The organism is Streptomyces sp. NPDC029139 (assembly GCF_055564335.1).
On the sequence record NZ_JBVHWN010000002.1, the window covers coordinates 568,086 to 594,838 of the forward strand.

Here is a 26,753-nt window from a genome sequence, read left to right on the forward strand (position 1 = left end):
GTGAGGAGCAGCGCATTATCGACGTTGCATGTGTCAACTCAGTGAAGATCCCCACCCGTTGACCGACACACGGCCGCGCTAGCGTGAACGGCATGAGCGACCACACTCACCACCACCCGGCCGGCGACCCGGCACAGCACCCGGAACTTCTGGAGTGGCTGGCCGAACGACAGGCCGCCTTCCCGCACTGGGCCGAGAACGCCGGAGGAGCCGACCGCTTCGACTTCACCCCGGCCTCGCTGGACACCCTCGACGACCTGATCCGGGACAGGTTCGACAGCTCCGAGGACATCGACTCCCGGCGGCGGCGTGAGGCATTCGTGCAAGGCGCGGTCTGGTACGTCGGCGAGATGATGTGCCGCACGCACGGCATGGTGTGGAGGTACACGCCCGAACCCCTCGACGACGGCACGTACCCGCCGCTGTTCGACCCCGCCGACACCCCGGCCCTCGACACCCCCAGTGTCGCTTTCCCCGGCGCCGGCCCGTACGAGGGCTTCTACCCGCTCAACATCCTGCGCCGGATGCTCATCGACGAGGACGAGACCGGGATGCCGGTGGAGGAACGCCTGGTCGACTTCCTCGACCCCGACCACCTCAAGGACGAAGAGGACGACGAGGACGACGAGGACGACGAGTGACATTGCGTCCCTGACCGGCGGGCCTGACCGACACCGACGGGAGGCGGGGCCCGCCGCTCCACGCGAAAGGCTCCTGAGCAGTGATTTCACTGATCAGGAGCCTGAGGGGCAGACGAGTCGGGCTGTACGCCGGGTTCTGTACCCCGGGACCTCGCGGTCGTCGGGGCGACGGCCATCCATCTAGGGCCGGCGTTGCCACCGGCCTCGTGCGGTCTACCCGCGAACTCGGGCGGGCCGCCCTCGAACATTCGCGCAGGGACACCGGGGTGTCCCCTCTTGACCTTGCTCCGGGTGGGGTTTACCTAGCCGCCTGAGTCACCTCAGGCGCTGGTGGTCTCTTACACCACCGTTTCACCCTTACCGAGGACCGAGGTCCCCGGCGGTCTGTTTTCTGTGGCACTGTCCCGCGGGTCACCCCGGGTGGCCGTTAGCCACCACCCTGCCCTGTGGAGCCCGGACGTTCCTCGGGAGGATCCGGAGATCCCCACGCGGCCGCCCGCCCGGCTCGTCTGCCGTGCCGACCATGCTACCCGCCGCGCCGGGCAGGCTTGACCTTGTCGCAGCGTCAGGGTTTCTACTGGGCCCATGCGAATCGGCGAGATCGCCGCCCTCGTCGGGGTCACCCCTCGGGCCGTGCGGCACTACCACCACCTCGGACTGCTGCCCGAGCCCGTACGGCGGGCCAACGGCTACCGCGCGTACGGCATCCGGGACGCCGTCCTGCTCGCCCGGATCCGGCGGCTGACCGAGCTCGGTCTCGGGCTCGACGAGGTGCGGGACGTGCTCGCCGACGACGAGGGGCGGGAGCTCGTGGAGGTGCTGGAGGAGCTGGACGCCGACCTCGGGCGGCAGGAGGCGCTGATCCGCGAGCGGCGGGCGCGCCTCGCCGAGCTGCTCGGGGAGGCGCGGGCCGGGCGGCTGACCGCCGAGGGGCCCGTGTCGCCCGAGCTGTCCGGCCTGTTGGCGGGGCTGGGCGAGGTCCCCGAGTCGCCGATGGCCGCCGCGGACCGGGAGGTGCTCGTCCTGCTCGACACCGTGGCTCCGGACGAGGAGCGGGCGAAACTCATGAGCGCGATGCGCACCATGACCGAGGATCCGCGGGCCGTCGCGCGCGCCCACGAGATGTACGCCCGCCTCGACGCCCTCGTCGACGCCGATCCGGACGACCCGCGGGTGGCACAGGCGGCGCAGGCGCTCGCGGACTGTCTGCCGGACGCGGTGGTGGCGCAGCTCCAAGGCCAGGGCCTGCCGCAGGGGCGGCTCACCGAGGCGTTCTTCGGCGGCTTCTCCCCCGCCCAGACCGCCGCCGTCCACCACGCCCTGCTGCTGGTCCAGGAGCGTTCCCGGTGACCGCCGTGATCCGGCTGCTGCGCGGGCTCGCCTACGCCTCCCTCCCCGCCGAGGTCGTCCTTCTGATCTGTCTGGCCGCCGGTGTACGGATACCTGCGGCCGCGCTCGCCGCCGCCGAGGCCGCCGGCCTGCTGCTGCTCCTCCTGAGCGGTGCCGCGTTCCTCGGACTGCGGCGGCGCGGGCTCTCCGCGCGACAGGCCCTCGGCACCCTCGTGCCCCGGCCCGTGCTGCGGCTCGCGGGGCACGAGCTGCGCCTCATGGCGAGCCTCGGCCTGTGGGCCGCCCGGCGCCGCAGCGGCGTGCGCCCCGGCGACCAGGCGTTCCCGCACGCCCGCGACCAGGCCGCGCTCCTGTACGGCTTCACCTTCGTCTGCCTCGTCGAGACCGTCGGAATGGCGTACCTGCTCGCCGACGTGCCCGTGGTCCACGAGCTCGTACTCGTCCTGGACGTGTACACGGTGCTGTTCGTGCTCGGCCTGCACGCCGCCTCCGTCACCCGGCCGCACGTCCTCTCCGGCGACACCCTGCGCCTGCGGCAGGCCGCGCACGTCGACCTCCGCATCCCGCTCGACCTGATCGCCTCGGTCCGGTACGAGCTGCTCTTCTCGCACGCGAAGAAGGAGGGTGAGCTCGACCTGGCGGTCGGCTCCCAGACGTCCCTCACCATCGAGCTGACCGAACTGGTCGACGCGCCCCGTCTGCTCGGCGCGCCCCGTCCCGTACGGACCGTGCGCTGTCACGCGGACGACGCCCGGGCCTTCCGCCGCGCCCTCGACCAGGCCCTCACGCGGGCGCGAACAGCACCTTCGCCGACGCCGGGTCCGCCTCGGTGAGCCGTACCCGCAGCCGCTCGCCGAGCGGAAGCGGTGCCCCGTCGGCCTCGACCCGGCCGATCACGGCGGGCTCCCGCAGGTGGACGGTACCGACGTCCGGTTCCTGCTCCTTCACATCGACGACGACCGAGTCGAAGGTCTCGCCGATCCGGTTGCTCATCAGGGCCGCCTCGACGATGTCGACACACGCGCGTTCGGCCTTGTTGGCGAGCTTCGACCCCCTCGCCATGTCCTCGGGCAGGCCCTCCAGCGCGCGCAGCACCCACTCGGGCGGCTCGGCGCCCGAGGCGGCCGCCAGGCACAGCTCGCCCGTGTAGCGGTCGACGAGCCGGCGCAGCGGGGCCGTGCAGTGGGTGTACTCGTCGGCGACGGCGGCGTGGACCGAGGGCGTGGGGAGGTGCCCGCCGGTGAACGGGGTGTAGTCGGAGCCCCGCAGCAAGGTGGTGCAGTCCTGGAGGAAGGCGGCGTGCCGGCCGTCGCGCGGGTCGAGCGAGCGGATCAGCTCCGCGTACGAGACGTGGTGCGGCCACTCGATGCCGAGCGCCGTCGCCGAGCGGCGCAGACGGGCGACGGCCCCGTCCGGAGCGGTCGGCAGGGTCCGCAGGACGCCGGTGCCGGCCGCGATCATCAGATCGGCCGCCGCCATGCCGGTGAGCAGGGAGATCTGGGCGTTCCAGCCGTCGACGGGGAGCGGGGCCCGGTAGTGGAGGGAGTACGAGCCGTCGGTCTCGATGATCTCCTGCTCGGGAACGCTGAGCGAGACACCGCCGCGTTCGATCTCCCGGGCCTCCAGGAGGCGGCCGATGGGCTTGAGCAGGGCGAGCGGCTCCTCGGCGGCGCCGGTGTCGATCTGCGCCTGGACGCCCGCGTAGTCGAGCTTGGCGCGGCTGCGGACGAGGGCGCGCCGCACGTCGGTGGCGACGCGGCGGCCCTCGGCGTCGAGGTCGATCCGCCACAGCAGGGCGGGGCGGGGTTCACCGGGCAGCAGGCTCGCGGCGCCCTCGGAGAGGACGGCGGGATGGAGGGGCACCTTGCCGTCGGGGAAGTACAGGGTGAGGACACGCCGGTGGGCCTCGGCGTCGAGGGCGGATCCGGGGACGACGAAGGCGGCGACGTCGGCGATGGCGTAGTGGACCCGGTAGCCGCCGTCGGCGCGCCGGGCCAGGTGCATGGCCTGGTCGAGGTCCGTGGACGTCGGCGGGTCGATGGTGAAGAAGGGGATGTCGGTGGCGTCGTACCCGGGGAGCCGGGGCGCCTCCGCCGCCACCGCCGCCTCGGCGAGGACGGCGGGCGGGAAGGCGTCGGGGATCGCGAGCTCGGTACGGAGTGCGCGCAGGGCGGCCCGCAGCGGAGCCTCGGCTGCGCCGGTCACGTGGAGGTGGCGGCGGGGCATGCACCCGAGCGTAGGGCGAGGGGCGGGCCGCGGCACTTTGTAGGCTGAACGTTCTGGGGCCGCACCCCCAGCCCCGTACGTACGAAGGAGAACCACCGTGCTCGTGATGTTGCCGCCGTCCGAGGGTAAGGCCGCGTCCGGGCGTGGGGCGCCGCTCAAGCCGGAGTCCCTGTCGCTGCCGGGCCTGGCCGAGGCACGGGCGGCGGTCCTGGACGAGCTGGTGGAGCTGTGCGCCGCCGACGAGGAGAAGGCGCGCGAGGTGCTCGGCCTGAGCGAGGGGCTGCGCGGCGAGATCGCCAAGAACGTGGAGCTGCGGACGGCGGGGGCGCGGCCGGCCGGCGAGATCTACACGGGCGTGTTGTACGACGCGCTGGGTCTGGCGACGCTGGACGCGGCGGCGCGCAAGCGGGCGCGGGCGTCCCTCCTGGTGTTCTCGGGGCTGTGGGGCGCGGTGCGCGTGGACGACCGGATTCCGTCGTACCGCTGCTCGATGGGTGTGAAGCTGCCCGGGCTCGGGGCGCTGGGTGCGCACTGGCGGAGCGCGATGGCGACCGTCATGCCGGAGGCCGCCGGGGACGGGCTCGTCCTGGACCTGCGGTCCTCCGCCTACACCTCGGCGTGGAAGCCGAAGGGCGAGGTGGCGGCGCGGACGGCGACGGTACGGGTGCTGCACGCGCCGACCCGGAAGGTGGTCAGTCACTTCAACAAGGCGACGAAGGGGCGGATCGTACGGAGCCTGCTGAAGGCGGGCGCGGCCCCGAAGGATCCGGTGGAGCTGGTGGAGGCGCTGCGGGACCTGGGGTACGTGGTGGAGGAGGGCAGGGCGGGGGCGCTCGACGTGCTGGTGGACGAGATCCACTGACCCGCCTGCGTTGCGCACTGCGCAACGCTCATTGCACAGCGCGTTCGCCATGGGCAGGATGAGCCCATGACGAGCGTGCTTGACCTTGCCCCCGTCGTCCCGGTCGTCGTGATCGAGGACGCCGCCGACGCCGTGCCCCTGGCCCGTGCCCTGGTGGCGGGGGGTCTGCCCGCGATCGAGGTGACCCTGCGGACTCCGGCCGCGCTCGACGCGATCCGGGCCGTCGCCGCCGAGGTCCCGGACGCGGTCGTCGGGGCGGGCACCGTCGTCTCGGCGGCCGGGGTCGCCGACGCGGTGGGCGCGGGTGCGCGGTTCCTGGTGAGCCCGGGATGGACCGAGAGCCTGCTGGACGCCCTGCGGTCCTCGGGTCTGCCGTTCCTGCCGGGCGTCTCGACCACCTCGGAGGTCGTGGCGCTGCTCGAACGCGGGGTGAGCGAGATGAAGTTCTTCCCGGCGGAGGCGGCCGGTGGCGTCCCGTACCTGAGGTCGCTCTCCGGGCCGCTCCCGCAGGCCCGCTTCTGCCCGACCGGCGGGATCTCCCTGGCTTCCGCCTCTTCGTACCTGTCGCTGCCGAACGTCGGCTGCGTCGGCGGTACGTGGATGCTCCCGCCCGACGCGCTCGCCGCCCGCGACTGGACTCGGGTGGAATCGCTGGCACGCGAGGCGGCCGGGCTGCGGACCTCCCGCTGAGAACCCGGTCGGCCGTCCGGCCCGTCAGGCGACCGGTCGGCCGTCCAACCCGTCAGGCGACCGGTCGGCCGTCCGGTCCCTCGGACGGTTGGCCGGGCCGGCCTGTCCCTCGGACGGTTGGCCGGGCCGTCGGTCGGCCGTCCGGTCCCTCAGCGGAACGTCAGGCCGACGTGGTCGGTCACCGGCCGGTACCCGAGCCGCTGGTACAGCGCGTTGCTGGTGGGGTTGGAGAGGTCCGTGAAGAGCAGGACCTGCTGCGCGCCCGCGTCCAGGGCCGCCCGGCTGACCGCGCCGGTGACGGCGCCCGCGTAGCCGCGACCGCGGAGCTCGGCCGGCGTGTACACGGGTGACACCCGTGCCTGGCCCGCGACGATCGGCGAGACGCTCGCCATCGACACCGGGCCGTCGTCGGTCTCCCAGAAGTGCAGCCGGCCCTCGGCGACCCGCGGCTCGATGTTCGGGGTGTAGTCGATGTCGCCGTCCTCACCGATGTCACGGGCGAAGCCCCGCATCCAGGCCACGGCGAGAGGGGTGTCCTCGGCGGACGCCGTCCGCGCCCGCCCCGGTGGGGCGGGGTCCGGCGGGGTGAGCTCGCCGAGCCGGTACAGCCGCATCCGGCGCGTGGTCGTCCACGCCCGAGAGCCCGGCCCTCCGCCCGGCTCCCCGCACAGCTCCGCGGCGAACGCCTCCGCCGTCTCCCGCTCACCGCGCACACCGGTCACGTCGGCCGCGTCCGGCAGCGCGTGGACGAGGGCGCGGGCCGCCTGCACGGGCATCGGCCCGAGCGCCGGCTCGTGCGGGAGTGTGCACAGGAAGGCACCGGTGACCTTTCCTCCCGGCTCGGTCCACCAGCCGTACCGCGCGGACTCGACCGGCCGCCGGCGGGCGCCCTCGCTGAGGGTGAGCAGCACGGTGTTGCGCGCGGGGTCGGCGGCGAAATGGTCGTGGGCGGCGGCGCGGAAGGCACCGGCGTCCTCGGTGATGTGCCAGGTCATGGCGTCGATGGTGCTACGGAACGAGGGGCGGGGCCACGGATTTCCGTGACCCCGCCCCCTGCTTCCGTGCCGGGTCACCTCAGGTGCGAGGTGTCGTTCAGGAGCCGTACGGAGGCGTTGCCGTCCGCGTAGTACGCCACCGCCGACAGTGAGGCCGCCGACAGCTCCATCCGGAACAGCGACTCCGGCGGGGCGCCCAGGGCCAGCCGCACCAGCGTCTTGATGGGGGTGACGTGGGTGACGAGGAGGACGGTTCGGCCGGCGTACGCGGCGGTCAGCCGGTCCCGGGTCGCCGAGACCCGGCGCGCGACGGTCGCGAAGCTCTCGCCGCCACCGGTCGGGGCGGCCTTGGGCGAGGCGAGCCAGGCGTCGAGGTCAGCGGCGTACCGCTCCCGGACCTCGGCGAAGGTCAGCCCTTCCCAGGCGCCGAAGTCCGCCTCGCGCAGCCCGTCCTCGACGCGCACGTCGAGGCCGAGGCGGGCGGCGACGGTCTCCGCGGTCCGGCGGCAGCGCTTGAGTGGCGAGCTGACGATCTCCTGGATCGTCCCGCGCGCGGCGAGCGCGGCGGCGACGGCCTCCGCCTGACGCGTCCCGGCGGCGGACAGCTCGGGGTCGGTGCCCCCGCTCCCCGAGAACCGCTTCTCGGGCGTCAGCGCGGTCTCCCCGTGCCGGAGCAGGACGAAGGTGGCGGGCGCCCCCATGTCGGGTGCCCCCCAACCAGGGGCGGCGGCATCGCCGGTGCGGGTGGCGCCTTCGGTGCCGGGTGCGGGAACCAGCACGCCGTTCGCGGCCCGCTCCGGCCCCGCGACGGACGCCCCGGACACCGGCGCCTGCGGCCCGGCGAGGCCGGCCTCGGCCGGGCGGCCGTGGGCAGCGTGGCCGGGGTGGCCGAGGACGCCCGCCTCGGCCTCGAAGTCGCCGCTCGCGGTCGTCGCCGACTCGCGCTCGGCCGTGGAGGCGGCGGCCAGCGAGGCGCGGGCCCGGGCCGCGATCGTCTCGTCGGCGGCGAACAGGCCGTCGTCGGTGCGTGCGCCCGGGCCGCCGTCGACCCCGGCGCCCGCCGAGCGCCGTGCGGCGGCTCCCGTACCCGCACCGGCCGCGACGCTCGCTCCGGCACCGGCACCCGCGAGAGCCGCCCGCGCGCGGGCCGCGCCCGCCGTCGCGTCGCCCGGGGCTCCCGAAGGCGCCGTCGCCGTCGCCGCGTTGCGCGCGGCGGAGGCGTCCAGGGCCGCCGAGGAGGCGGAGGGCTCCCACTGCCTGCCCCGCTTGCCCGCGTCCATCGCCTCGTTCGCGAGGCGGTCCGCGTGCTTGTTCTTCTCGCGCGGGATCCACTCGTAGCGGACCTGGCTCGCCGGGAAGACCCGGGCCGCCTCGGCCGCCAGCGGCTTCATGTCCGGGTGCTTGATCTTCCAGCGGCCGGACATCTGCTCGACGACCAGCTTGGAGTCCATCCGGACGTGCACCCTGGCGTCCGGGAACAGCTCGCGCGCCGCCTTGAGACCGGCCACCAGGCCCTTGTACTCGGCGACGTTGTTCGTCGCGACGCCGATGTACTCGGCCCGCTCCGCGAGCGTCTCGCCGGTCACCGGGTCCAGGACGACCGCCCCGTACCCGGCGGGCCCCGGGTTGCCCCGGGAGCCTCCGTCGGCCTCGACGACGACTTCCCTCATGGCCGTCATTACAGGCCGGACTCCGACGTGCGGACCAGGATCCGACGGCAGTTCTCGCAGCGCAGCACCGTGTCCGCCGCGGCCGCCCGGACCTCGTTCACCTCGGTGATGTTGAGCTCGATGTGGCAGCCCTCGCACTTGCGCTGGTAGAGCCGCGCCGCGCCGACCCCGCCCTGCTGCTCGCGCAGCTTCTCGTAGAGCTTCAGCAGGTCGGCCGGGACCGAGGCGGCCACCAGCTCCCGCTCCTTGCCGACGGACGCCGCCTGGCTGTCCAGCTCGGCCTCCGCCGCGTCGCGGCGGGCGATCGCGTCGTCGGTCTTGGCCTGGACGGCGGAGGCCCGCTCGGTCAGCTCGGCCACCCGCTCCTGGGCGGACTCGCGGCGCTCCATGACCTCCAGGACGATGTCCTCCAGGTCGCCCTGGCGCTTGGCGAGCGAGGTGATCTCCCGCTGCAGGCTCTCCAGGTCCTTCGGGGAGGCGACGGCACCGGAGTCCAGGCGCTGCTGGTCCCGCACGGCGCGCTGGCGCACCTGGTCGACGTCCTGCTCCGCCTTGGTCTGCTCGCGGGCGCAGTCGCTCTCCTCGGTCTGCGCGGCGACGAGCAGGTCGCGCAGCTGGGTGAGGTCCTTGGTCAGCGACTCGATCTCGGCGTGCTCGGGCAGGGACCTGCGCTTGTGGGCGAGCTGCTGGAGGCGGACGTCCAGGGCCTGGACGTCGAGAAGTCGGATCTGGTCGGCGGGCGCGGCGTTCAGTTGGGGGCTCCAGGGGAGGTGTGGTGGGAGGACCAAGGGTCGGTGACCGTCTTCGAGACGTGGACGCGCAGGTCCCAGCCGTGGCGGTCGGAAATCTCGTCGAGCTGGGCGGCGGCCTGCTCGCACCAGGGCCATTCGGTGGCCCAGTGGGCGGCGTCGATCAGACCGATCGGTGCGCGCTGGGTGGCCTCGGAGACCGGGTGGTGGCGCAGGTCGGCGGTGAGGAAGGCGTCCACGCCCGCGGCCCGTACGGCGTCGAAGAGGCTGTCGCCCGAGCCGCCGCTGACGGCGACCCGGCGGAGCGTCGTCCGCAGGTCTCCGGCGACCCGGATGCCCTGCGCGGTGGCGGGCAGCCGCTTCGCGGCACGGGCGGCGAACTCGGCCAGTGTCTCGGGATGGTCCAGCTCGCAGATCCGGCCGAGGTTGTTCTCGGGGACCAGAGGGCCGGTGACCCGCAGGCCGAGCGCGCCGGCGAGGGCGTCGGAGACGCCGGGGTCGGCGGTGTCGGCGTTGGTGTGCGCCACGTGCAGGGCGATGTCGTGCTTGATCAGCGTGTGCACGACCCGGCCCTTGAAGTGGGAGGCCGCGACCGTCGTCGTACCCCGGAGATAGAGCGGATGGTGGGTGACGATCAGGTCGGCGCCGAGCGCGATCGCCTCGTCGGCGATCTCCTGGACGGGGTCGACGGCGAACAGGACGCGGGTGACCTCGGCATCGGGGTCGCCGCAGACCGTCCCGACGGCGTCCCACTGCTCGGCCCGCTCGGGCGGCCAGAGAGCGTCGAGCGCGGCGATGACTTCAGACAGACGGGGCACGGGGGAAAGGCTACCTGGCCTCCGTGCCCCGCCGTCCTGCCTGTGGGCAGGGAAGATTCCGCTTACGCGGTGTGACCGTGTGCTACTTCTTCACGAGGTCGGCGCGCAGGTCGTCGAGGACGCTGTCGGCCGCGGTCACGCCGAGGCCGAGGTACCAGGTCTCGTCCGGGACGTCCTTGGCCCGGCCGGACTTGACCGCCTCGAGGTTCTTCCACAGCGGGTTGGCCTGGGCGGTGTCGCGCTTGGTGGCCTTCGGGTCGCCGTAGACGCCGGTGAAGATCCAGTCGGCGTCGGCCTGGTCGATCTTCTCGGGGCTGATCTCGGCGGCGAGCTCGTCGATCTGCTGGTTCTTCGGCCGCGGCAGGCCCGCGTCCTCCAGGATCGTGCCGATGAAGGACGCCTTGGCGTAGAGGCGGATCTTGCCCGGGAGGTAGCGGACCATGGAGATGGTCGGCTTGTTCGGGCCGATGTCCGTGCCGAGCTGCTTCGCCTTGGTCTCGTAGGCGGCGAGCTTCGACTTCGCGTCGGCGGTCTTGTCCAGGGCCGCGGCGTTGAGGAGGTAGTTCTCCTTCCAGGTGAAGCCGGGGCGGATGGAGAAGACGGTCGGGGCGATCTTCGAGAGCTCGTCGTACTTGTCCGCGGCGCGCAGCTGGCTGCCGAGGATCAGGTCGGGCTCCAGGTTCGCGATCGCCTCGAGGTTGAGGTTGTTGATGGTGCCGACGGACGTGGGGCTGCCCGCGTCCTTCTTCAGGTACGCGGGGATGCCGTCGTCGCCCTCGGCGGGGGCGTAACCGACCGGCTTGATGCCGAGCGAGACCACGTTGTCGAGCTCGCCGACGTCGAGGACGACGACCCGCTTGGGCGCGGCCTTGATCTCGGTCGTCCCCAGCGCGTGGGTGAGGGTGCGGGGGAACTGGCCCGCCTTGGCGTCCGTGCCCATGGCCGCGGTCTTGGCCGCCGCGTCGCCGAAGTCCTTGCCGCCGGTGGCGACGTCCTTCTTGGCGGCGCCCTCCTTCTTCTCCGGGGCGCCCGAGGCGCCGTCACCGCTTCCGCATGCCGCGAGGGAGACCGCGGCGGCGAGGGCGAGGGCTGCGGCGGTGCCGCGGCGGCGGAGGGACATGAGGGTTCTCCTGTACAGGGACGGGGGCGGGGCGGCGGCTCGGCGACCGGTACGGGACATGCCCCGTACCCGGAGCCGCAGACTCCACTTAGGCTCGCCTTACCTTAGGCCCCACCCTTCTCTCCAGCACAACCACCCCCCTCCCCTCAGCAGAATCGATTCATGGCCACCCTTATGTGTGAAGTGACCGGGGTCGTGTTGTTCGGCAGGAAGTGCGAAAACTAGCTTCGGTGGCCGGAGGTGACGAGTCGATGACAGCCTGTGCCATCGAGACAGCGGCGGATGACGGCGGCGCGGCGTGGCCGGCGCGGTTCACGATCACGGCGAACGGGGCGTACGCGGCGCGGCTCGCCGGTGTGGGGGACGCCCTGTACGCGGAGCGGTGGACCCTGGACGGGCCGGAGCCGTACGCCGTACCCCTTCCGCTCGGCCAGCCCGAGGAGCCCCACACGCAGCTGCTGCCGCTCGCGGACGGGCGGGTGCTGACCGGCCGCCGGGTGGACGGCGACCGGCACACGTTCTCGCTGCTCTACCCGACAGGGCCGGGCACGGGGGAACTGTCCCTGGGATCCGTCGAGTCCGAGAACCTCACCCTGCTGCCCCCCTCGCCGGACGGCATCTGCGGGTACGCGATGTGCGTCGGCGCGAACACGACCACGATCTGGCTGGTGGCGGGCGGGGCGTTCGGCCCCGAGCAGGTCGCCGAGGTCAGGGGCCGCTGCACGGGCGGGGTGTGGCTCGACCGTACGGGACGGATGCTCGCCCTCGACCGGCAGCTGGACGACGGCCCGGTCAAGGCGGTGGCGGTCGACCTGGAGCGCGGCGGCGAGGTGACACCGCTGCTGCAGATCACCGAGGCGAGCGACGACCGGCTGCTGATGGCCGACCCGGACAGCGGGCTGCTGCTGATCCGCTCGGACGCTCCGTCACCGGGGCACGAGCGGCTCGGCTGGGGCGTCCTCGGCAGTCTGCTGCCGGTCCGGTTCCCCGACTGCCTGCGGCTGGACGACGCGGCGGTGACCCCGTTCGCCGTGCAGCCGGGACAGGTGCTGATGCCGGAGAACTGCTCGGTCGCGCTGCGGATCGACGCGGCGGCGGGGAGCTGGGTCGGGATGTGGCGCCCGGCCGACCGCCGGATTCACCAACTGGCCGCGCCCGTGGGGTGGGTGGCCGGATCAGGGGTCTGGACGGCGGAGGGCGTGCTGCGCCTCCCGTACGCGACGGAGGAGACGCCCTGCGGCCTCGCCGGCCTGGCGGTCCCGCCGGAACCGGAGCCGGAGCCGGTGACGGTCGTGGTGACACCGCGGATCTGCCGCCCCGTACCCCTGCAGCAGGCACCCCTCGCCGACCGAAAAGCCGCTGGTTAGACTCTCGGCCGCATGACAACAGCGAGCGCTACGGGGTGAGTCACACCATGTCGGAAGCACGGACGGACGGGACGGAGCCGCACGGCTCCGGAAGGCATCGCGGCGAGGCGGCGCCGTCGGAGGACTCCACGTCCTCTCCCCACGGCCGCCACCGCCGCGAAGCGGAGCAGTAGACCGCGACGGCACCGGCCACGGCAGCACCGGCCGCTCCGGGGGCGACCTCCCCGGACCGCCGGTCCACCGCGGTCGCGGAACGGGAAACGGCCCCGGCGGGGAGTATCCGCCGGGGCCGAACCGTGTCCGGGGGCGCCCCGTGTGCGGGGTGGTAGGTGTCCGGAGTGGTAGGTGTCCGGGGCCGATCCTGCGTCAGGGGCCGATCCGGCCCTCCCCCGTCCTTCAGGACCTTCCTCAGCCCTTCTTCAGGCCGAGGACCTCCACCGCCGCGAACGTCTCCCCCGCGGGGCGCGACGCGTAGTGCGGGGACAGCAGGCCGTCCAGCTCCTCGTACGTGAACGCGTCCTTCGCCGTGTCGAACTTGGCCGACACCCTCGGGCGGTCGACGATCGCGACGATCCCCCCGTGGACGACCAGGAGCTGGCCGTTCACCTCGGCGGCGGCCGGTGAGGCCAGGTAGCCCACCAGCGGCGCCACGTGCTCCGGCGACAGCGGGTCGAGCTCGGCGTCGTCCGCCGGCTCCTGGAAGCCGGCGAAGACGTCCTCCGTCATCCGGGTCCGTGCCCGCGGGCAGATCGCGTTCGCCGTGACGCCGTACTTCGCCAGCGCCAGGGCCGTCGACGTCGTCAGGCCGACGATCCCGCCCTTCGCCGCCGCGTAGTTCGGCTGCCCGGCCGACCCGGCGAGGAACGCCTCGGACGAGGTGTTGACGATCCGGCCGTACACACCGGACTCCCCCGCCTTCGCCCGGCCCCGCCAGTGCACCGCCGCGAAGTGGGTGGTGTTGAAGTGGCCCTTGAGGTGCACCCGGATCACCGAGTCCCACTCCTCCTCGCTCATCGAGAAGACCATCCGGTCCCGCAGGATGCCCGCGTTGTTGACCAGGACGTCCAGCTTCCCGAACTCGCCGACGGCCAGGTCGACCAGCCCCCGAGCGGTCTCGAAGTCGGCGACGTCGCCCAGGTGAGCCACCGCCCGGCCGCCCGCCGCGCGGATCTCGGCGGCGACCTCCTCGGCGGGGGCGGCCGACGCCTCGCCGGAGCCGTCCCGCCCCGGCTGCCCGTAGTCGTTGACGACGACGGACGCGCCCAGCCGGGCGAGTTCCAGCGCCTCGGCCCGGCCGAGGCCCCGGCCGGCGCCGGTGACGATCGCGGACAGACCCTCAAGGGGGAGTGACATGTGTCCTGGTCCTCTCAGATCTCGATGCAGGTACGCAGCGCGACACCCGTACGCATCTGCTCGATGGCCTCGTTGATCCCGGAGAGCGGCACCCGGTGGGTGATCAGCGACTCCAGGTCGATCCGGCCCGCCCGCCAGAGCGCGATGGCCCGCTCGTACGAACGGAGCACGTCACCGCCCCCGTACATCGACGGGAGGATCCTCTTCTCGTCGAAGAACAGCTCGAACATGTTGAGCTGCAGGAAGTCGTCGAGGGCGCCCGCCCCGACCACGCAGAGCGTGCCGCCACGCCGGGTCGTCTCGTACGCCACGCGCGCGGTGGCGGACCTGCCGACGACCTCGAAGACGTAGTCGAAGCCCTCGCCCGCGGTGATCCGCTGCTTGGCGTCGGCGAGCCCGTCGGGGGCGACGGCCTCCGTGGCGCCGAAGCGGAGGGCCGCCTCCCGGCGGGACTCGACGGGGTCGACGGCGACGATCTGGGCGGCGCCCTGGAGCTTGGCGCCCTGGATGGCGGAGATGCCGACGCCGCCGCAGCCGATCACGGCGACCGAGGAACCGGCCTCCACGCGCGCGGTGTTGATGGCGGCGCCCAGTCCGGTGGTGACGCCGCAGCCGATGAGGGCGGCGATGTCGAAGGGCACGTCGTCGGGGATCGGCACGGCGCAGCCGGCGTCGACGACGACCTCCTCGGTGAACGTACCGGTCCCCGCGAAGCCGAAGACCTCCCCGCCGGGCCTGCGGAAGTTGGGGGTGCCGGCGTTCATGAACCCGGCCAGGCACAGCTGGGTCTGGCCGCGCTTGCAGGCGGCACAGGTGCCGCAGGCGGGCAGCCAGCAGAGCAGGACCCGCTGCCCTTCGCTCAGGCCGGTGACGCCGTCGCCGATGTCGAGGATCTCGCCCGCGCCTTCGTGGCCGGGGACGAACGGAGCGGGCTGCGGGAGCACACCGCTCATGGCGGAGACGTCGGAGTGGCACAGGCCGGTCGCCCTGACCCGGATCTTCACCTTGCCCGGGCCGAAGCCCACCGCCTCGACGTCGTCGAGGACCTCCAGTTTGTCCTGGCCGATCTCGTGCAGTACGGCTGCGCGCATGGTGCGACTCCCTCCAGAAGGAACGGTCACGAACACTCGACGAGGGTGTCGGCGAGCACCGGAGCGTCGTCGCGCTCGACCGCCGTGACCGACACCTGGACGTGGCCGGGCTCGGGAGAGTCCTGCCACATCCGGATACGCAGGGTCTCGCCGGGGAAGACGACCCCGGCGAAACGCGTGCGGTAGGAGCGGACACGGGTGACGTCTCCGCCGAGCACCGTGTCCACCACCGCCTTGAGGGTCATGCCATACGTGCAGAGTCCGTGGAGGATCGGCCGGTCGAAGCCGGCGAGCTCGGCGAACTCGGGGTCGGCGTGGAGCGGGTTCCAGTCGCCGGAGAGCCGGTAGAGCAGTGCCTGGTCCGGGCGAACGGTCCGCTCGACGGTCTTGTCCGGGTCGCGGCCGGGGAGTTCGAGGCGCTCGGAGGGCCCGCGGTCGCCGCCCCAGCCGCCTTCCCCCCGCACGAAGATCTGGGCGTCGCTGGTCCACAGCGGGCCGTCGTCGTCGGCGGCCTCGGAGCGCAGGACGAGGACGGCGGCCTTGCCCTTGTCGTGGACGGCGGCCACGCGGGAGGTGGTGGTCGCCCTGCCCTCGACGGGAAGGGGACGGTGGAGGGTGATCGACTGGCCGCCGTGCAGGACGGCGGCCAGGTCCACGTCGATGCCGGGCGCGGAGAGCCCGCCGACGACGCCCATGCCGGCGCCCGCGACGGTGGCGAAGGTGGGCAGCACGTGCAGCCGGGATTCGAGGGTGTAGCGGAGTTCGGCGGGGTCGGTGGCGGGGGTGCCGGCGCCGAGGCCGAGGTGGTAGAGCTGGACGTCCTTGTGGTCCCAGGCGATCTCGGCGCTGCGGGGCTCGGCGGCCACGGCCTTGGCGGCGTCAATGGGCATCGGGATGCTGCTCCTTGGAGATCCCGGAGGATCCTTGAAGAGGGAAGACCTCGGTGCGACCGTCCGCACCGTCGGCCACACCGAGGCCGTACGGGACCGACCGTCCCGAGCGCGCCCGTTCTAGAACGCGTTCTAGGTCGGTGATCCTCATGTATAGCCGAGCGGAGCAGCGTTGAGAACCCCTTCGCCAAAGGGGTTCTGACGATACGTCAGTTCCGGGCTCGGGACGTTCGTACCGGCCGGCTCCGTACGTTCACTCCTGCCGGGGCGAGCCCCGGTGCGGTGGGACCGGGGCCGGTGTGTCAGGCCGGGTGTGAGCGGTCGCGGTCAGCCCGGCGGTCCGGCCTCGGCAGCCACACCAGCATCAGCACCGCCGCTCCGACCAGCACTCCCGTCGCCGTACGGAAGGCGAGGGCATAGCCCTCGGTGACCGCCTCGGGGCTCGGGTCGCCGCCGGTCCGCGCCGCCGCGACGGTGGAGAGGACGGCCAGGCCCAGAGCGCCGCCCATCGTGCGCGAGGTGTTGAGGAGGCCGGAGACGAGGCCCGCGTCGGCGGGGGCGGCGCTGGAGGTGGCGAGCGTGGCCAGCGGAGGGGTGAGCAGGCCCATGCCCGCCATCATCAGGATGCCGGGGCCCAGGATGATCGTGAGGAACGTCCCGTCGGCGGTCATCGTCGACTGCCAGCCGAAGCCGGTGGCGGCGACGAGGGCGCCGATCACCGCGAGATTGCGGGCACCGGCCACCGGCATCAGACGCGGGGCCAGCTTGGAGCCGACGATGACGCTGACGGAGCTCGGCACCAGGGCCACACCGGCCTCCAGCGGGGTGTAGCCGAGGACGTTCTGCGCGTACACCGTCATGAAGAACCACATGCCGAACGAGGTCGAGGCACACAGCAGGAGCGCCACGTTGGCCGCCGAGACGGCTCGTGAGCGGAACACCTTCAGGGGCATCAGCGGGGCCGCGGTGCGGGCCTCGACGGCGACGAAGACGGCGAGCAGCACCAGACCGCCGAGCAGCGGAACCAGCGTCGTCGGATCGCCCCAGCCCGCTTCCTCCGTCCGGACGATGCCGTACGCGACGGAGGCGAGGCCGGCGGTGACGAGAACGGCACCCGGCAGGTCGAGCCGGCGGTCGCCGCCGGCCCGGCTCTCGCTCAGCCACAGCACGGCGCCCAGCAGGACCAGGACACCGACGGGCACATTGATCAGGAGCACCCACCGCCAGGAGAGCAGCTCCACCAGGACTCCGCCGACGAACCCGCCCGCCGCGCCCCCGGCCGCGCCGACCGCCGTCCAGGTGCCGATGGCCCTCGTTCTCGCCGGTCCGTCCGGTACGGCGGCGGTCACGATGGTGAGCGTCGCCGGGGCGAGCACCGCGGCGCCCAGCCCCTGCGCCGCGCGGGCCGCGATCAGCTGCCAGCCCTCCTGCGCGAGGCCGCCCGCGACGGAGGCGGCGGTGAAGAGCCCGAGCCCGAGCAGGAACATCCGCTTCCGGCCGAAGAGGTCGGCCGCCCGTCCGCCGAGCAGCATGAAGCCGGCGAACGCGATGGAGTAGGTGCTGAGGACCCACTGCAGCGCGGTGGCCGAGAGACCCAGGTCGGCCCGCATCGACGGCAGCGCGACGTTCATCACCGACACGTCGAGGACCACCAGGAACTGCCCGGCGCACGCGGCGAGCACCACGAGCCAGGTACGGGGGGTGGGACGCAGGGAGGACGACTGGGCGGCGGCTGACTCGGTGCGGACCATGGTCGTCATGGTCGCAGACCACGCGTGCCCCGTACATCGGACCGTCGGCCCTCCCTGGGAGGCCGACGGTCCTACGACCTGACGGTCCTCCTGCCTCGGTGGACCGTCACGGCCTCCGTACACCGTCACGTCCGCCCGGAGCATCGTCACTCCCCCGGAGCACCTCACGACCGCCGGAGCGTCGTCACTCCCTTGGAGCATCCTTACGGCCCCGGAGCACCTCACGACCGCCGGAGCATCGTCACGACCGCCGCGCCGCCGAGCCCGATGTTGTGGGCGAGGCCGACCCGGGCGCCCTCGACCTGGCGTGCGCCCGCCTCGCCGCGCAGCTGCCAGACCAGTTCGGCGGCCTGGGCGAGCCCTGTGGCCCCCAGGGGGTGGCCCTTGGAGATCAGCCCGCCCGAGGGGTTCACGACCCACCGTCCCCCGTACGTCGTCGCACCCGACTCGACGAGCTTGCCGGACGCGCCCTCCTCGCACATCCCCAGGGCCTCGTACGTCAGGAGCTCGTTGATGGAGAAGCAGTCGTGCAGTTCGACCACGTCGACGTCCTCGATGCCGAGCCCGGACCGCTCGTAGACCTGTCGGGCGGCGGCGCGGGACATGGGCCGGCCGACCGCGTCGATGCAGGATCCGGAGTCGAAGGAGTCGGCGGTGTCCGTCGTCATCGCCTGGCCGGCGATCTCGACCGCCTTGTCGTGCAGGCCGTGCTCGACGACGAACCGCTCCGAGACGACGACCGCCGCCGCCGATCCGTCGGAGGTCGGCGAGCACTGGAGTTTGGTCAGCGGCCGGTGGATCGTCCTGGCGGCGAGAATCTCCTCGACGGAGTAGACGTCCTGGAACTGGGCGTTCGGATTGTTCGCCGAGTGCTGGTGGTTCTTGGCGGCGACGGCGGCGAGCTGCGCCTCGGTCGTGCCGTGGCGCTCCATGTGTTCACGGGCGGCGTTGCCGAAGATCTGCGCGGTGGGCGGGGACATCTCGAACCCGTGTGCGGCGGCCATGATCCCGTAATGCCGGGCGACCGGAGAGGTCGCGCCTCCCGCGCCACCAGCTCCTCCGCTGCCGGAGCCGCCACCGAGCGCGCCGCGCGTCATCTTCTCGAAGCCGAGCGCGAGGACGCAGTCGCTGACACCGCCCTCCACGAACTGCCGCCCCATCATCAGCGCCGTGGACGCCGTCGCGCAGTTGTTGTTGACGTTGTAGACGGGGACGCCGGTCAGGCCGAGTTCGTACGCGGCGCGCTGCCCGGCCGTCGACGCCTGGAAGCAGTAGCCGACGGGCACCTGCTCCACCTGGGCGTACGAGATCCCGGCGTCGGCGAGCGCCGCCGTTCCCGCCTCGCGCGCCATGTCCCAGTACTGCCAGTCGCGCGTCTCGGGCTTCTCGAACTTCGTCATTCCGACGCCGACGATGTACGCCTTCCGCATCTCCGGTTCCCTCTCAGTCTCTCGGCAGGCCGAGCAGGCGCTCGGCGACGACATTGAGCTGGACCTGCGTGGTGCCGCCCGCGATGGTCAGGCAGCGGGACATCAGCAGCCCGTGGACGGCCCGCTCCCCCGCGCCTTCCCGCACCGCGCCCTCGGGGCCGAGGAGTTCGAGCGTGAGCTCGGCGACCTTCTGCTGGTGGACGGTCTGGACGAGTTTGCGGACGGACGCGCCCGCGCCGGGTTCGAGTCCCGACACCTGGAGCATCGTGGTCCGCAGCCCGATGCAGGCGAGCGCGTGTGCCTCTGCGGCGAGCGCCCCGATCCGTACGCGTACGGCGCCGTCGGCCTCGGCCGCCCGCTCGATCAGCGCTTCCAGGCCGGAGTCGAAGGCGACCTGGTCGGCCATGTGGACGCGTTCGTTGCCGAGGGTGTTGCGGGCGACCGTCCAGCCGTCGTTCACCTCGCCGACGACGGCGTCGGCCGACAGCGGGACGTCGTCGAAGTACACCTCGTTGAAGAGCGAGTCGCCGGTGATCTCCTTCAGCGGCCGGATGTCGATCCCCGGCGTGTTCTTCATGTCGACGAGGAAGTACGTGAGCCCGCGGTGCTTGGGGGCGTCCGGGTCGGTCCGGGCCAGCAGGATGCCGTGGTCGGCCCCTTGGGCGGCGCTCGTCCACACCTTCTGTCCGTTGATCCGCCAGCCGCCGTCCTCGGTGCGTTCCGCCGTGGTGCGCAGGGAGGCGAGGTCGGAACCGGCGCCGGGCTCGGAGAACAGCTGGCACCACAGCAGCTCGCCGCGCAGGGTGGGGCCGAGGTAGCGCTCGTGCTGCTCCGCGGTCCCGTGGGCGAGGAGGGACGGGACGACCCAGGTGGCGATGCCCAGCCCGCTGAGTGTGACGCCGGCGTCGGCCAGTTCGCGTTGCACGGCGAGCTGCTGGAGCGGGCCGGCGCCGAGGCCGTGCGGCGGGGGGAGGTGCGGGGCGGCGTAGCCGGTGGGGGCCAGGGTACGGCGGGCGGCGCCGGGGTCGAGGCCGGCGGCGGGGGCTATCGCGTCCCGTGCGGCCGCGCGGAACCCGTCCGCCTCGGGCGGCAGTTCGAGGCGCAGCGGTCGGCGGGCTCCCCCGGCCGCCAGGCGGACGGCGTGCGCGCGGTGGGTGTCGCCCGGGCCGAGGAGCTGGCGGGCGACGAGGGTGCGGCGCAGGGTGAGATGGGCGTCGTGTTCCCACGTGAAGCCGATGCCGCCGAGGATCTGGATGCAGTCCTTGGCGCAGCTGTAGGCGGCGTCGAGGGCGGTGGCGGCGGCGAGCGCGGCGGTCAGGGAGCGCGACTCGTCGTGGGTGGAGCGGGCGGCGTCCCAGGTGAGGGCGCGGGCCTGTTCGAGCCGTACGAGCATGTCGGCGCAGAGGTGCTTGACCCCTTGGAACTGCCCGATGGGCCGCCCGAACTGCTCGCGCACCGTGGCGTACTCCGCTGCCGTCTCCAGCGCTCGGGCGGCGTTCCCGCAGGCGTCGGCGGCGTACAGGACGGCGGCGAGATCCGTGACGAGTGCCGGGTCGACGTCCAGGGTCCGGTGCGCGGGGACCCGCGTACGGGTCGCGGTGACCTCGGCGGTGGGCCGGGTGGGGTCGGCGCTCACATGGGGGCGTACGGCGAGGGCGTCGGCGTCCACGGCGGCCCAGACGGTGCCCCGTGCGGTGGTCGCGGCGAGAACGAGCAGGTCGGCGTGGGCGGCGCCGAGCACGGGCGGCGCGGTCCCGTCGAGAAGCAGCCCTCCGTCGGTCTCGGCGGCCGTCAGCCCGCCGGGCGCGAGGGCGACCGCCCCGATGCGCTCCCCGCCGGCGAGGGCGGCGGCCAACTCCCGGTGTCCGGCGCGCGCGAGGATCTCGCCGGCGAGCACGGAGGCCAGATGGGGCCCGGGCAGCAGCGCCCGCGCGGCCTCCTCCAGCACGACGGCCAGGTCGACGAGATCGCCGCCCCCTCCCCCGTACTCCTCGCCCAGATGGATCCCGAGGAGCCCTTGCTCCGCGAGTCCGTCCCAGTGGGCGGGGCGGCCGGTGACGGAGCCGGTCGGCGCGTCGAGAAGTTTGCGCACGTCCTCGACCGGCACGGTACGGCCGATCCACCCGCGCACGGCCCGGGCCAGCTCCCGCTGCTCCTGCGTGATTCCGATGCCCATGCGCGGCAGACTAGAACACGTTCCAATCTGACGGAAGGTCAGAACAAGGTGGAGTTCTCGACATCGTCCGCGAACTCCTGGACAGCTCGAAGGGCTCCTACCGACCCTCCGCCGGTGGCCGTGTGGTTCGCCCGCGACGCGTAGGGCACCATGGCTCCCCGTACGTGCGTACCGACCAGTAGGAGCACCCATGCCCGCGCCCGAGATCCTCGCCGCCTTCGAGGCCGCCAAGGGCTTCATGCCCGTCGACGAGGGACGTGCGCTGCACGCCGCCGCCGCCGAGGCCGCGAAGCTCGGGCTGCCGCTGCTCGAGGTCGGCACGTACTGCGGGCGCTCCACGATCCTTCTCGCGGACGTGGCCCGGGAGGCCGGGACCGTCGCGGTGACCGTGGACCACCACCGGGGCAGCGAGGAGCAGCAGCCGGGGTGGGAGTACCACGACCCGACCGTCGTGGATCCCGAGGTCGGCCTGATGGACACCCTGCCCACGTTCCGCCGGACGCTGCGGGGGGCGGGTCTCGAGGAGCACGTCATCGCGGTCGTCGGGCGCTCGCCGCAGGTCGCGAAGGTGTGGGCCGGCGAGCTCGGCCTCGTCTTCATCGACGGCGGCCACACCGACGAGCACGCCACGGCGGACTACGAGGGGTGGGCCCCGAAGGTCGCCGTGGGCGGCCTCCTCGTCATCCACGACGTCTTCCCGAACCCGGAGGACGGCGGCCAGGCCCCGTACCGCGTCTACCGCCGGGCGCTGGAGTCCGGCGCCTTCGAGGAGCTGTCGGTCACCGACTCCCTCCGGGTCCTGCGCCGCACGGCACCGGCGGCCTGAGGAGACGGCACCGGCGGCCTCAGGAGGCGGGCGGGCGGGCACGCCCGGCGCTATCCGCCCGACGGCCTCTCGAAGCGCCAGAGCTGGTTGAGACCGGGTTCGGTGCCGTTCCCGAGCTGCGCCTGGACCACCGGGGCGCCGTGCTTCCGGCTGGCGTGGGCGACGTCCAGCACCATCCCGGTGTGGTCCGCGACGATCGAGGCGCTGTTGGCGATGTGGGACACACGCCCGTCGGGGCCGTTCGCCAGCGGCGCCCTTCCCGCCGCGGGTGCGAACCACCACACCTGATTGCTTCCGCCCGAGCAGTGCGCCTGTACCACCGGGGCGCCGTGCTTCCGGCTGGCGTGGGCGACGTCCAGGCACATGTTGGAATGCCTCGCCTGGATCTTGAACTTGCCGTCGCCCTGCGGCACGAGGCGCCACTGCTGATTGTGGCCTTCCCAGCAGCGGGCCTGCACGACCGGCGCGCCGTGCGCCTGGCCGGCGTGGGCGACGTCGAGGCACATGTTGGAATGCCTCGCCTTGACGAGGAAGTAACCCCGGTCGACCGGAACCGTCGGCGTCGCCGCCCCGGCTGTTCCGCCCAGGCCGGACAAGACGCAGGCGGCCGCGAAGCCGCAGCAGGCCACGGCACGCGACATCCTTCGCACGGTGTGGGACATGGCACTTCACCTTCAGGCAGTGGGCGACCGCCGCCCCGCCCACCGGGAGGGTGGGCGAGGCCGGCGAGCACGCGAGCGTGAACGGTTGAACGAGATACGGCCTGTTCGCGGAGTCCTGGCCGGACTCGGGTACGGCCGCTGGGCGAACCTGGTGGCCTCGTACTCGCCGGGGCCAGGAGCGCAACGCACGCACTTCTCAGGCTAGGCCGGGCACCGGGCCGGCGCGACTCCGCTAGAAGCCGTACCCGGACGTCACGTACAGGCAGTTCGTGTAGCTGTAGCCCGGTTCTATCTTCGCCGTGCTCGCCTTGTCCCCGGCCGATGTGGTGATCGTACGGTCCCGCTTCTGGAGGAAGTGGTAGTCGCCGGCGGGCAGAAGGAGTGTGGCCTTCGGGTACTTCGACGAGGGGCCGGTGCACGCCTTGATCTTCGGGGCGTTGCGGGCGAGGCTGCCCTGATACGCCTTGCAGGTCCCGCACGCCTTGAGGGTGACGCGGCCGGTGACCGGCCCGGTGTAGAGGAGTTCGACCTCACCGGGGCCGTCGTTGCTGACGACCATGACCATCCGGGAGCCGCCGGGGGCCTGGGCCGGGGGCAGTTGCTTCCCCGCGGCCGGGGACTCCTGGGCGATCTCCGCGGCGATGGCGATGTTCCGGGCGTGCCCCGCCTCCGGGCTGCCCGGGTGGTCCTTGGCGTACTGCGTCATCGTCTCGACGGCCTGCGTGTACTCCTTGTCCTTGAACTGCTCGACGCCGCAGGCGAAGTCGCCCTTGCGCACCGCCTCGTCCTGCTGCCGCGAGACGCCGGCGAAGGTCGCGGCGGGCAGCAGGTCGACCGTGGTGCCGTAGCGCCGCAGTGCGGTGACGCCTTCGCACGGGTCGGTGGTGCCGGCCGCGATGGCGGCGGAGCGGGTCCTGATGCCCTCCGCGACCTTGGGCTCGACCTGGCGCGCGTACGACGACTGCGGGAAGGTCGACAGCAGTGCGTTCAGGTGCTCGCCGGCCGACGTCTCGACGCCCGCGACGCCGAGTCCGGACGTTCCGCACTCGTACCAGGAGTGGGCGAGCGGATCGTCCGCCTTGCCGGGCAGCCCGTCGAGCAGGCGGCGGTCCACCGTCTCGGGCAGCGTCCGCAGGTGCTTGAGGGCCGGGACGGCCTCGCAGTACTTCTTCTGCTCGTACGGGGCGGAGACCGCCGTGTAGTAGTCCGCGATCCGGTCGGGGACGAGCCGACCGGCCCGCGATCCGGCGTGTTTCGTGCCCAGGTCCTGGTAGACGGCGAGCGCCTTGCGGTAGGTGTGCTCGGCTCCGGTGAAGCTCTGGCCCGCCACGGACTTCACCTGCGTGTCGGCCGCGGCGAGGCGGTCCAGGAGGGACTGCTCCACGGCTTCGTCGCGCGCCCCGCCGTAGGCCACGGAACCGCCCACGGGCACGACGAGCAGCACGAGCGCCAGGGCGAGCGGGAGAGCGAGGCGCCGGGGCGTGGCGCCGGGTCCGGCACCGAGGACGAGCGGGGCGCGCAGGCCGCGCCGGGCACCGTCGGCGGCCGCGGCCAGCAGGAACACGCCGTACCCGGCGAGGAGCGCGGTGGGCACGCCGTCCACGTCGGCGGGCAGCGCGACCAGCAGCAGAAGGGCCGTGGCGGCCCAGCAGACGGCGGCGAGGGCCCACTGCTTGAGCAGGACGTACCCGAGGCCCAGGCAGGAGAGGTTGAGCAGCCCGACCAGGACGGCCTGCGCGGGGTTCGACTCGGGCGGGGGCGCGGGCGGCCCCCAGTCCGGCGCCCCGGGCACTCCCGGCATCCCGGGCGGCTGCGCGGGCGGTGGCGGTATCGCCGCCCCCGACCAGCCCCCCGACGCACCAGGCGTTCCGGACACCCCGGGCCCGCCCGGTTCACGGGGCGCGCCCGCCGCGTCCGACACCCCCGGCGTCCCCGGGGACCCGTACGCCCAGGGCGTCTCGGCGACCTCCGGCTCCGGCCCCGGCCGCGTCGCCTCTCCCGGCTCCCGCGGGTCGCCCGGCGCGCCGGACGGACGTGCGTCGTTCGGCTCTTCCCCCGCCATACTTCCCCCCACTGTTCCCCCAGCTTCCACAGTTCCCACGGGTCCTCGGTTTCCCGTGGTCCGTGCGCGCGGTTCCCCTCACCGGCGCACCCGTCTCCCCCATACCCGCCACAGACCCTTCACAGTCACCCCGCGCCGGAGGACTGTTCGGCGGCGCGTCCCGTTAGAGTCGCAAGGTGCCGTACGACCACCGGAAGATCCTCGCTCTCGCGAGCGCCCTCACCGCCTGTGCCGCCCTCGCGGGGTGCGGCGGGCAGTCGCAGGCCCCCGGGGCCGCCGACGCCAAGGCGACGGGCACCTCCGCCTCCTCCCCCGCCTCCACCGCCTCCACCGCCTCCACCGCCTCCACCGCCGAGCCGACGCGGAGCGCTCCCCAGGCCCGTCCCCAGGACCGCCCGCTGGCCGGACGTACCGTCGCCGTCGACCCCGGTCACAACCCCGGCAATTTCCGTCACTCCCGGGAAATCAACCAAAAGGTTGACATCGGTACGGGTCGCAAGGAATGCGACACCACCGGCACCTCCACGAACGCCGGCTACACCGAGGCCGCGTTCACCCTCGATGTCTCCCGCCGCCTGCGCGATCTCCTCGAGGCCCAGGGCGCGAAGGTCGTCCTCACCCACGACGCCGAGCGCCCCTACGGCCCCTGCATCGACGAGCGCGCGCGGGCGGGCAACGAGGCCCGCGCCGACGCCGTCGTCTCCGTGCACGCCGACGGGTCCGGCACCGGCCACCGCGGGTTCCACGTGATCCTGCCCGCGCGCGTGAACTCCGGCGCCGCCGACACGGCGAAGATCGTGGGCCCCTCCCGTACGCTCGGCGAGGCCGTCGCCCGCCACTTCGCCCTCGCGACCGGCAGCGCGCCGGCCAACTACCTCGGTTCCGGCACGGGGTTGGACGTGCGCGGGGATCTCGGCGGACTCAATCTCTCAACCGTTCCCAAGGTGTTCGTCGAATGCGGCAATATGCGTGATCCGAAGGATGCCGCACTCCTCACCGATGCGGCATGGCGCCAGAAAGCGGCGCAGGGAATCGCGGACGGCATCGGGACCTACCTCAAGGGGTAGAACCGGCGGGCGATAGATTCGCTCCGTACGATGGGGCCGCCCCCGTGCTTCGCGCCACCCCGACGAGACGACCCGACGAAGGACTCTTACGTGAATATCCGCTCCCTCACTCGAGGCGATGGCGTTGTGATCGGTGCAGCGGTGGTGCTGTTCATCGCCTCGTTCCTCGGCTACGCCAGCTGTGAAGGCAGTTTCTGCGACAAGGTCGACTCCCCGTTCTCGTGGGAGTTCTCCCCCCTGGGCTGGGGTGCCTTCCTCCTCGGCATCGTGGGCGCCGCGCTGGTCGTCCTCTCCCACGCGATGCCGCAGCCCCGCAAGGTGGCCGGCCTGGAGCCGGGCCAGATCGGTGTCGCGTTCACCGTGGCCTCGGCCTGGACCATCCTGATGTGGATCTTCGAGTCGGAGAACGCCGGCGCGGGCCTCGTCCTCGGCCTGATCGCCTCCCTGGTCCTCGCGGGCGCGGCCATCGCCGGCCCGCTGGTCCCGGCGCTGAAGGCCCCGCTCGTCGGCGCCCCGAAGCCGCAGACCCCGCAGCCGTACGGTGTCCAGCCGGGTCAGCACGGCCAGCCGGGCGTCCCCGGTGGTTACGGCTACCCGGGCGCCCAGCAGCAGCCGTACGGCGGGCAGCCCCAGCCGTACCCCGGCCAGCAGCAGCCCGAGCCGCACGCCGCCACCCCGGCGCCCCAGCCGGCCCAGGCCCAGGCCCAGGCTCAGGCCCCCCAGCCCGCCGCCGACTTCGCGCCGTTCTGGTTCGCGGTCCCGGTGGCCCGTCCGCTGTACGCGGAGGACGGCTCGCCGACCCCGATCGCCGAGCTGGCCCCCGGCACCTGGTACCTGGCGGTCGAGCAGCGCGGCCCCGGCCTGGTCGCCCAGACCCAGGACGGCCGCCGCGGCGTCCTCCAGGACACGACCGGCATCCAGCGCGGCTGAGCGTTCCACCCAGCGGCCCCTCGCCCT

Annotated in this window: 23 protein-coding genes and 1 other RNA gene; 9 read left to right on the forward strand and 15 right to left on the reverse strand. The window is 73.2% G+C overall.

The features are described from left to right. Window positions 1–92 precede the first annotated feature (92 nt). On the forward strand, window positions 93–641 hold the full coding sequence (locus tag ACZ4VW_RS06700; protein ID WP_467959123.1) for a hypothetical protein: 549 nt from the start codon (window positions 93–95) through the stop codon (window positions 639–641). Window positions 642–750: 109 nt separating this feature from the next. Here the strand turns inward: ACZ4VW_RS06700 and rnpB are convergent. Further along, window positions 751–1,149: RNase P RNA component class A (gene rnpB / locus ACZ4VW_RS06705), an RNA gene on the reverse strand. Window positions 1,150–1,226: 77 nt separating this feature from the next. On the opposite strand from rnpB, the gene ACZ4VW_RS06710 reads away from it, so the two are divergent. Together ACZ4VW_RS06710 and ACZ4VW_RS06715 are read left to right on the forward strand one after the other, a co-directional pair. After that, entirely contained in the window at window positions 1,227–1,991 is a 765-nt protein-coding gene (locus ACZ4VW_RS06710; protein ID WP_467959125.1) for a MerR family transcriptional regulator, read from the forward strand. Further along, entirely contained in the window at window positions 1,988–2,824 is an 837-nt protein-coding gene (locus ACZ4VW_RS06715) for a hypothetical protein (RefSeq protein WP_467959127.1), read from the forward strand. The genes ACZ4VW_RS06710 and ACZ4VW_RS06715 overlap by 4 nt, the downstream gene beginning before the upstream one ends. Here the strand turns inward: ACZ4VW_RS06715 and ACZ4VW_RS06720 are convergent. After that, the gene (locus tag ACZ4VW_RS06720; protein WP_467959129.1) at window positions 2,775–4,217 is read right to left on the reverse strand and encodes an RNB domain-containing ribonuclease; all 1,443 of its coding nucleotides are present in this window, start codon (window positions 4,215–4,217) and stop codon (window positions 2,775–2,777) included. The genes ACZ4VW_RS06715 and ACZ4VW_RS06720 overlap by 50 nt on opposite strands. A gap of 97 nt (window positions 4,218–4,314) precedes the next feature. Between ACZ4VW_RS06720 and yaaA the strand changes: the two genes are divergently transcribed. Both yaaA and eda read left to right on the forward strand, forming a co-directional pair. Continuing rightward, window positions 4,315–5,079, forward strand: a complete 765-nt coding sequence (gene yaaA, locus ACZ4VW_RS06725) for a peroxide stress protein YaaA (RefSeq protein ID WP_467959131.1) — start codon at window positions 4,315–4,317, stop codon at window positions 5,077–5,079. Window positions 5,080–5,145: 66 nt separating this feature from the next. Beyond that, a complete protein-coding gene (eda, locus tag ACZ4VW_RS06730; protein ID WP_467959133.1) occupies window positions 5,146–5,769 on the forward strand; it encodes a bifunctional 4-hydroxy-2-oxoglutarate aldolase/2-dehydro-3-deoxy-phosphogluconate aldolase in 624 nt (207 codons plus the stop codon). A gap of 149 nt (window positions 5,770–5,918) precedes the next feature. On the opposite strand, the gene ACZ4VW_RS06735 is transcribed toward eda, so the two are convergent. From ACZ4VW_RS06735 to ACZ4VW_RS06755, 5 genes are all read right to left on the reverse strand, one after another. Further along, window positions 5,919–6,764, reverse strand: a complete 846-nt coding sequence (locus ACZ4VW_RS06735; RefSeq protein ID WP_467959135.1) for a GNAT family N-acetyltransferase — start codon at window positions 6,762–6,764, stop codon at window positions 5,919–5,921. A 74-nt stretch (window positions 6,765–6,838) separates the two neighbouring features. Beyond that, entirely contained in the window at window positions 6,839–8,434 is a 1,596-nt protein-coding gene (locus ACZ4VW_RS06740; RefSeq protein WP_467959137.1) for a bifunctional RNase H/acid phosphatase, read from the reverse strand. 8 nt (window positions 8,435–8,442) lie between these two features. After that, window positions 8,443–9,186, reverse strand: coding sequence for a zinc ribbon domain-containing protein (locus ACZ4VW_RS06745; RefSeq protein ID WP_467959598.1), 744 nt, complete (start codon window positions 9,184–9,186; stop codon window positions 8,443–8,445). Beyond that, entirely contained in the window at window positions 9,183–10,001 is an 819-nt protein-coding gene (locus ACZ4VW_RS06750) for a Nif3-like dinuclear metal center hexameric protein (protein ID WP_467959139.1), read from the reverse strand. Before ACZ4VW_RS06750 ends, ACZ4VW_RS06745 begins: the two co-directional genes overlap by 4 nt. 82 nt (window positions 10,002–10,083) lie before the next feature. Continuing rightward, window positions 10,084–11,121: an ABC transporter substrate-binding protein gene (locus tag ACZ4VW_RS06755; protein WP_467959141.1), complete on the reverse strand. Its 1,038-nt coding sequence runs from the start codon at window positions 11,119–11,121 to the stop codon at window positions 10,084–10,086. 251 nt (window positions 11,122–11,372) lie between these two features. On the opposite strand from ACZ4VW_RS06755, the gene ACZ4VW_RS06760 reads away from it, so the two are divergent. Beyond that, entirely contained in the window at window positions 11,373–12,488 is a 1,116-nt protein-coding gene (locus ACZ4VW_RS06760; RefSeq protein WP_467959143.1) for a hypothetical protein, read from the forward strand. A 408-nt stretch (window positions 12,489–12,896) separates the two neighbouring features. Here ACZ4VW_RS06760 and ACZ4VW_RS06765 read toward each other — a convergent pair whose 3' ends face one another. The 6 genes from ACZ4VW_RS06765 to ACZ4VW_RS06790 all read right to left on the reverse strand — a co-directional run bounded on the left by ACZ4VW_RS06765 (window position 12,897) and on the right by ACZ4VW_RS06790 (window position 21,179). Continuing rightward, the gene (locus ACZ4VW_RS06765) at window positions 12,897–13,841 is read right to left on the reverse strand and encodes a 3-oxoacyl-ACP reductase (protein WP_467959145.1); all 945 of its coding nucleotides are present in this window, start codon (window positions 13,839–13,841) and stop codon (window positions 12,897–12,899) included. 14 nt (window positions 13,842–13,855) lie between these two features. Next, on the reverse strand, window positions 13,856–14,932 hold the full coding sequence (locus ACZ4VW_RS06770; protein ID WP_467959147.1) for a Zn-dependent alcohol dehydrogenase: 1,077 nt from the start codon (window positions 14,930–14,932) through the stop codon (window positions 13,856–13,858). Window positions 14,933–14,958: 26 nt separating this feature from the next. Then, window positions 14,959–15,822: a MaoC/PaaZ C-terminal domain-containing protein gene (locus tag ACZ4VW_RS06775; RefSeq protein ID WP_467959149.1), complete on the reverse strand. Its 864-nt coding sequence runs from the start codon at window positions 15,820–15,822 to the stop codon at window positions 14,959–14,961. Window positions 15,823–16,124: 302 nt separating this feature from the next. Beyond that, entirely contained in the window at window positions 16,125–17,582 is a 1,458-nt protein-coding gene (locus tag ACZ4VW_RS06780) for an MFS transporter (RefSeq protein ID WP_467959151.1), read from the reverse strand. 212 nt (window positions 17,583–17,794) lie between these two features. Next, window positions 17,795–19,003, reverse strand: a complete 1,209-nt coding sequence (locus ACZ4VW_RS06785; protein WP_467959153.1) for a lipid-transfer protein — start codon at window positions 19,001–19,003, stop codon at window positions 17,795–17,797. Between the two features lie 13 nt (window positions 19,004–19,016). Continuing rightward, the gene (locus ACZ4VW_RS06790; RefSeq protein WP_467959155.1) at window positions 19,017–21,179 is read right to left on the reverse strand and encodes an acyl-CoA dehydrogenase; all 2,163 of its coding nucleotides are present in this window, start codon (window positions 21,177–21,179) and stop codon (window positions 19,017–19,019) included. A 190-nt stretch (window positions 21,180–21,369) separates the two neighbouring features. Here ACZ4VW_RS06790 and ACZ4VW_RS06795 point away from each other — a divergent pair, with 190 nt between their 5' ends. Next, the gene (locus ACZ4VW_RS06795) at window positions 21,370–22,005 is read left to right on the forward strand and encodes a class I SAM-dependent methyltransferase (RefSeq protein WP_467959157.1); all 636 of its coding nucleotides are present in this window, start codon (window positions 21,370–21,372) and stop codon (window positions 22,003–22,005) included. A 50-nt stretch (window positions 22,006–22,055) separates the two neighbouring features. Here the strand turns inward: ACZ4VW_RS06795 and ACZ4VW_RS06800 are convergent, their stop codons facing one another. Both ACZ4VW_RS06800 and ACZ4VW_RS06805 read right to left on the reverse strand, forming a co-directional pair. Next, window positions 22,056–22,646, reverse strand: a complete 591-nt coding sequence (locus tag ACZ4VW_RS06800) for an RICIN domain-containing protein (protein ID WP_467959159.1) — start codon at window positions 22,644–22,646, stop codon at window positions 22,056–22,058. 253 nt (window positions 22,647–22,899) lie between these two features. Beyond that, on the reverse strand, window positions 22,900–24,459 hold the full coding sequence (locus ACZ4VW_RS06805) for a hypothetical protein (RefSeq protein ID WP_467959161.1): 1,560 nt from the start codon (window positions 24,457–24,459) through the stop codon (window positions 22,900–22,902). Between the two features lie 446 nt (window positions 24,460–24,905). Between ACZ4VW_RS06805 and ACZ4VW_RS06810 the strand changes: the two genes are divergently transcribed. Then, complete coding sequence (locus tag ACZ4VW_RS06810; protein ID WP_467959163.1) at window positions 24,906–25,796, forward strand: N-acetylmuramoyl-L-alanine amidase; 891 nt, start codon at window positions 24,906–24,908, stop codon at window positions 25,794–25,796. Window positions 25,797–25,886: 90 nt separating this feature from the next. Next, a complete protein-coding gene (locus ACZ4VW_RS06815; RefSeq protein WP_467959165.1) occupies window positions 25,887–26,726 on the forward strand; it encodes a DUF5336 domain-containing protein in 840 nt (279 codons plus the stop codon). The last annotated feature ends 27 nt before the right edge of the window (window positions 26,727–26,753 follow it).